The organism is Acidovorax sp. CF316 (assembly GCF_000276605.1).
In the GTDB taxonomy this organism is placed as follows: Bacteria; Pseudomonadota; Gammaproteobacteria; order Burkholderiales; family Burkholderiaceae_C; genus Acidovorax.
Genome location: NZ_AKJX01000043.1, coordinates 1 through 5,799, shown reverse-complemented (window position 1 = coordinate 5,799; position 5,799 = coordinate 1). Strand labels below are relative to the sequence as shown.

3 protein-coding genes are annotated in these 5,799 nt (G+C 68.3%); all 3 read left to right on the top strand.

Annotated features, from left to right (window positions below):
- Positions 1-294, top strand: a 294-nt coding sequence (locus tag PMI14_RS05350; RefSeq protein WP_007850808.1) for a hypothetical protein, incomplete at its 5' end; no start/stop codon positions are given.
- A gap of 180 nt (positions 295-474) precedes the next feature.
- Positions 475-3,375 carry an aconitate hydratase gene (locus tag PMI14_RS05345; RefSeq protein ID WP_007850807.1) on the top strand — a complete coding sequence of 967 codons (2,901 nt, stop codon included), beginning with the start codon at positions 475-477 and terminating at the stop codon, positions 3,373-3,375.
- Between the two features lie 177 nt (positions 3,376-3,552).
- On the top strand, positions 3,553-5,799 hold a 2,247-nt coding region (locus PMI14_RS05340), incomplete at its 3' end, for a bifunctional diguanylate cyclase/phosphodiesterase (protein WP_035202468.1).

The window sequence follows — 5,799 nt, the reverse complement described above, 5'->3', positions numbered from 1 at the left end:
CTCGCCCTGCCGGCGGGCCTGGTCTCGGCCAGCGGGCTGGCGCTCATCGGCTTTGCGCTGCTGGCGGCCGTGATTGCGGGCCAGCGCCACACGCCGCGGGGCCTGCTCGGGCTGCTGGTGGCGGGCAATGCCGCCTGGGCCCTGGCCAGCCTGGGCCTGTTGCTGTCCTCGGCCGTGGCCCCCACGGGCTGGGGCCAGGCCTACCTGGTCGTGCATGTGGTGTCGGTGGGCCTGCTGGCCGAACTGCAGTGGTTCGGCATGCGCCGCCTGCCGTCGATGGCCGCTGCTGCCTGAAGGCCTGCACGCACGCGCATCGGCCACAGGACCTGTGCCTGCATGGGGCGTGAGAGGGGGGCCTTGGCCCCCCTTTCGGCGTGTAGGCGCCCACCGCTTTCATGCACATGCATACCCCCACCGTTTCATCCGCCACGCGGGACTGACAGAATAGGCCTTGTCGCATCACAGGAGTCAGCCATGGCCACATCGACCAAGTCGTCGCCCCAGCCCGCCCGCCACGCTTTTGCCAGCACGCTCAAGAACTTCAAGACCGCGTCCGGCAAGACCGGACAGTTCTATTCGCTCCCTGCGCTCGCCAAGGAGTTTCCCTCGATCAACCGCCTGCCGGTATCCATCCGCATCGTGCTCGAATCGGTGCTGCGCAACTGCGATGGGCGCAAGGTCACGCCCGAGCATGTGCGCCAGCTGGCGCACTGGGGTCCCACGGCCGAGCGCAAGGACGAGATCCCCTTCGTGGTCTCGCGCGTGGTGCTGCAGGACTTCACCGGCGTGCCGCTGCTGGCCGACCTGGCCGCCATGCGCAGCGTGGCCGCCAAGCTGGGCAAGAACCCCAAGAAGATCGAACCCCTGGTGCCCGTGGATCTGGTGGTGGACCACTCCATCATGGTCGACTACTACGGCAAGAAGAATTCGCTGGACCTCAACATGAAGCTTGAGTTCCAGCGCAACCGTGAGCGCTACGAGTTCATGAAATGGGGCATGCAGGCCTTCAGCACCTTCGGCGTGGTGCCGCCGGGCTTCGGCATCGTGCACCAGGTGAACCTGGAGTACCTGGCCCGTGGCGTGCACAAGACCAAGGCCGGCGTGCACTACCCCGACACCCTGGTCGGCACCGACAGCCACACCACCATGATCAACGGCATTGGCGTGGTCGGCTGGGGCGTGGGCGGCATCGAAGCCGAGGCCGCCATGCTGGGCCAGCCCGTGTACTTCCTCACGCCCGACGTGGTGGGCTTCGAGATGACGGGCCAGCTGCGCGAGGGCGTGACCGCCACCGACCTGGTGCTCACCGTGACCGAACTGCTGCGCCAGCACAAGGTGGTGGGCAAGTTCGTCGAATTTTTCGGCGAGGGCACGCGCACGCTGGCCCTGCCCGACCGGGCCACCATCGGCAACATGGCTCCCGAGTACGGTGCCACCATGGGCTTCTTCCCGGTGGACGAGAAGACCATCGACTACTTCCGGGGCACGGGCCGCACCAAGGCCGAGATCGAAGCCTTCGAGGCCTACTTCAAGGCCCAGGGTCTGTTCGGCGTGCCGCTGGCCGGCGAGATCGATTACTCGCAGGTCGTTCGGCTCGACCTGGGGACAGTCACCCCCAGCCTGGCCGGCCCCAAGCGCCCGCAGGACCGCATCGAGCTGGGCAAGGTCAGCAGCCAGTTCGTCGACCTGTTCAGCAAGCCCAATGCCCAGAACGGCTTCAACCGCCCGGCCGAGCTGCTGCACACCCGCCACCACATCCACCGCGGCCAGGAGATGGTGCAGGAGGCCGCACCCAAGGACAAGCCCGCACCCGCGGGCGCCCCCCGCTCGGTGGCCGAGATGGAGGGCAACAAGCCCGCGCTGGCCACCGCCCATGCCGATGCAGCCGCGGCCATGCCCACCAAGGGGGCCGATCCCACGGTGGGCAATGGCGACGTGCTGATCGCCGCCATCACCAGCTGCACCAACACCTCCAACCCCAGCGTGCTGCTGGCCGCCGGCCTGCTGGCCAAGAAGGCGGTGGAGGCGGGCCTCAAGGTGCAGCCGCACATCAAGACCTCGCTGGCCCCGGGCTCGCGCATCGTCACCGACTACCTCACCGAGACCGGCCTCTTGCCCTACCTGGAGAAGCTGGGCTTTGCGCTGGCCGGCTACGGTTGCACCACTTGCATCGGCAATGCGGGCGACCTCACGCCCGAACTCAACGAGGCCATCACCGGCAACGACCTGATCTGCGCGGCCGTGCTCTCGGGCAACCGCAACTTCGAGGCGCGCATCCACCCCAACCTCAAGGCCAACTTCCTGGCCAGCCCGCCGCTGGTCGTGGCCTATGCCATTGCCGGCACGGTGCTCAAGGACCTCATGACCGAGCCCGTGGGCAAGGGCAAGGGCGGCAGGGACATCTACCTGGGCGACATCTGGCCGACGAGCGACGAGGTGCACCAGCTCATGAAGTTCGCGATGAACGGCAAGGCCTTCCGCGAGAACTACGCCAAGGTCGCCACCGACCCCGGCAAGCTCTGGGAAAAGATCAAGGGCGTGAGCGGCAACGCCTACACCTGGCCCGCCAGCACCTACATCGCCGAGCCGCCGTTCTTCGGGCAGTTCACGCTCGAACAGGGCGCTGCGACGGCCTCTGCCGTGCATGGCGCACGCATCATGGCGCTGTTCGGCGACTCCATCACCACCGACCACATCTCGCCCGCAGGCTCCATCAAGGCCACCTCGCCCGCCGGCCAGTGGCTGCAGCTCAACGGCGTGCAGAAGGCTGACTTCAACAGCTACGGCGCGCGCCGCGGCAACCACGACGTGATGATGCGCGGCACCTTCGCCAACGTGCGCATCAAGAACCTCATGCTCCCGCCCACGGCCGATGGCTCGCGCGAAGAGGGCGGGGTGACGGTATTCCAGAACGAGGGGCCCCTGCAGGGCGAGAAGATGTTCATCTTCGACGCCGCCATGCAGTACATGGCGCAAAAGACGCCCACGGTGATCTTTGCCGGCGAGGAGTACGGCACCGGATCGAGCCGCGACTGGGCCGCCAAGGGCACGCAGCTCTTGGGCATCAAGGCCGTGGTGGCGCGCAGCTTCGAGCGCATCCACCGCTCCAACCTGGTGGGCATGGGCGTGCTGCCGCTGCAGTTCAAGGGCTCCGACTCGTGGGAGTCGCTGGGCCTGACCGGCAACGAAACCATCAACGTGCTGCCCGACCCGGCGCTCACGCCCCAGAGCGATGCCACCCTGGTGATCCGCCGCACCGACGGTTCCAGCCAGGAGGTGGTGGTCACGCTGCGCATCGACACCCCCATCGAGGTGGACTACTACCAGGCGGGCGGCATCCTGCCCTTCGTGCTGCGCCAGCTGCTCGAAGGCTGAGCGGGTGCAGCGGGCGGACGCGGCCTGGAGCCCGCGCCCGCCCGCCAGGCCACCACCAGCCGGCTGGTGGCAGCGATTGTGGCGCACATGCTGCGCGCGTTTCGCCCGATGACCGCTGGCGCTTACAGCCCGATACACTGGTGAGGTGCAGCTGACGCCCTATCCCCCACAGCTCCTATGAAACCCCCAGTCCACTGCTCAGAGCGGATGCTCGTCTCGGACGCTCCCGCCGCCACGGTGGTGCTGGCCGTGGGGGTGCTGGCGCTGGTGATGGTGTCCCTGGGCGGCATCCTGGGCGAGGGAACCGACCGCCAGCATGGCCTGGAGCCCTTCATGGAGCTGGTGGCCATCCTGCTGGCGCTGCTGGTGGTGTCCGTGTCCCTGCATGTGCTCGACGAGCAGGGCCAGGGCCGTGCCAACGTGCTGGTCGCCGGGTTCGGCGTGGCCGCGGTCTGCAATTTCCTGCACGGCGTGCTGGCCCATGCCACGCCGCAACCGGCGTCTGCCCTGGTCACCGACATGGCGCTGTGGCTGGGCGCCTGGGTGCGCGTGGCCGAGTGCGCCGCACTGCTGCTTACGGCACTGCATGCCTCCCTGCCCGGGCCTGCCCGGGTGTGGGCGGTGGCGGCGGGCGCGTTTTCCCTGGCGCTGGTCTGGGCGGCCGTGGGGCCGCTGGCCCGTGGGTTTGCCCAGGCGTCGGGCGGCATGCTGCCGACGCTGATGGCCGCCGTGCTGTGCCTGGGACTGGTGGTGGCTGCCGTGCGCCTGCACCGCGACGCGGCGGCGGGCGACAACCGCACGCGCGGGCGCCTGCTGGCCTGGGCGGCGGCCGCCTTCGCGGTCGCAGAACTCCTGGTGGGCCTCTCCGGCGCAGGGCAGCTCGGCTGGGCCGACATGCTGGCACATGGTGCGCGCGTGGTGGGCTACGCGCTGCTGTACCAGGCCGTGTTCGTGGTCGGCATGCGCCAGCCTTTCGAGCGATTGCACCAGGCCGAAGCCCAGCTGCGCGAGAGCGAGACGCGGCTGCAGCTGCTGGGCCGCAACCTGCCGCTCAGCGTGCTCTACCAGGTGGTGCGCGAGACCGACGGCCGCATGCACTTCGTGCACATCGGCGATGCCATCGAGCGCCTGAACGGCCTGCGCGCCGAAGACGTCCTGCGCGACCCGGGTGTGCTGTACCAGCAGATCCTCCCCGAAGACCTCCCCATGCTGGAGGAAGCCCGGGAACAGTCGCTGCGCACCATGGGGCCCATGGAGGCCAATTTCCGCATGCGCGTGTCCTCGGGGGCCGTGCGCTGGATCCACCTGAGTTCCTCGCCCCGGCTGCTCGATGGCGGGCGCGTGATCTGGGACGGCGTGCAGAGCGACATCACCGCCGAGCGCGAGGCCGAGCAGGCCGCCCACGCGCACGAGGTGCAGATGGCCAACATGCTGCGCCAGGTGCCTGGCGGGGTGGCACGGCTGGACCGCGACCACCGGGTGCTCTATGTGAACGAGCAGCAGGCCCGTTGGCTGCACCGCACACCGGAGCAGTTGCAGGGGCAATTGCTGCAGGACGTGATCCCCACCGCGGTCATGGCACGCATGCAGCCCCAGCTGAAAAAAGCCTTTGCCGGCGAGACGGCGGTCTTTGAAAACCGCATCGATGGCCTGGATGGCGCCCAGTACCGCCACACCACCCTTGTGCCCGAGTCCATCACCGACCAGGGCGTGATGGCGGTGGTGGTGTTCGCCTACGACCTGACCGAGCTCAAGCGCATCGAGAACGAGCTGGCCCAGCAGAAGGCCCATCTGGCGCGCGTGGTGAACGCCATACCGGACATGGTCTTCCTCAAGGATGCGGACGGCGTCTATGTCTCCTGCAACCCGGTGTTCGAGCGCTTCGCGGGCAAGCCCGAGCGCGAGGTCATCGGCTGCACCGATTTCGACATTTCGCCCGCGGCCGCGGCCGAGCAGTTCCGGGCCTACGACCGGCGCGCCATGCAGGCCTGGCAACCCCTGGTCTATGAAGAACAGCTGACCTTTGCCGAGGACGGCTACCAGGGGTACTTCGAGACCATCAAGACGCCCATCCGCGACCTGCATGGCCGGGTCACGGGCGTTCTCGGGGTGTGCCGCGACATCACCGACCGCAAACGCGCAGAGCAGGAGATCGAGCGCCTGGCGTTCTACGACGCGCTCACGGGCCTGCCCAATCGGCGCCTGCTGCTAGACCGCCTGCAACGCTCCATCGCCGCCTGCCAGCGCAGCAAGAACCTCGGTGCCCTGCTGTTCATCGACCTCGACAACTTCAAGGACCTCAACGACACCCTGGGCCACGACATGGGCGACCAGCTCCTGTCCCAGGTCGCCACCCGGCTGGTGGGCAGCGTGCGCGAAGCCGACACCGTGGCGCGCTTTGGTGGCGACGAATTCGTCGTCATG

Coding starts and splice junctions, on each gene's coding strand:
- PMI14_RS05345 (WP_007850807.1), top strand. CDS start 475: ATGGCCACATCGACCAAGTCGTCGCCCCAGCCCGCCCGCCACGCTTTT.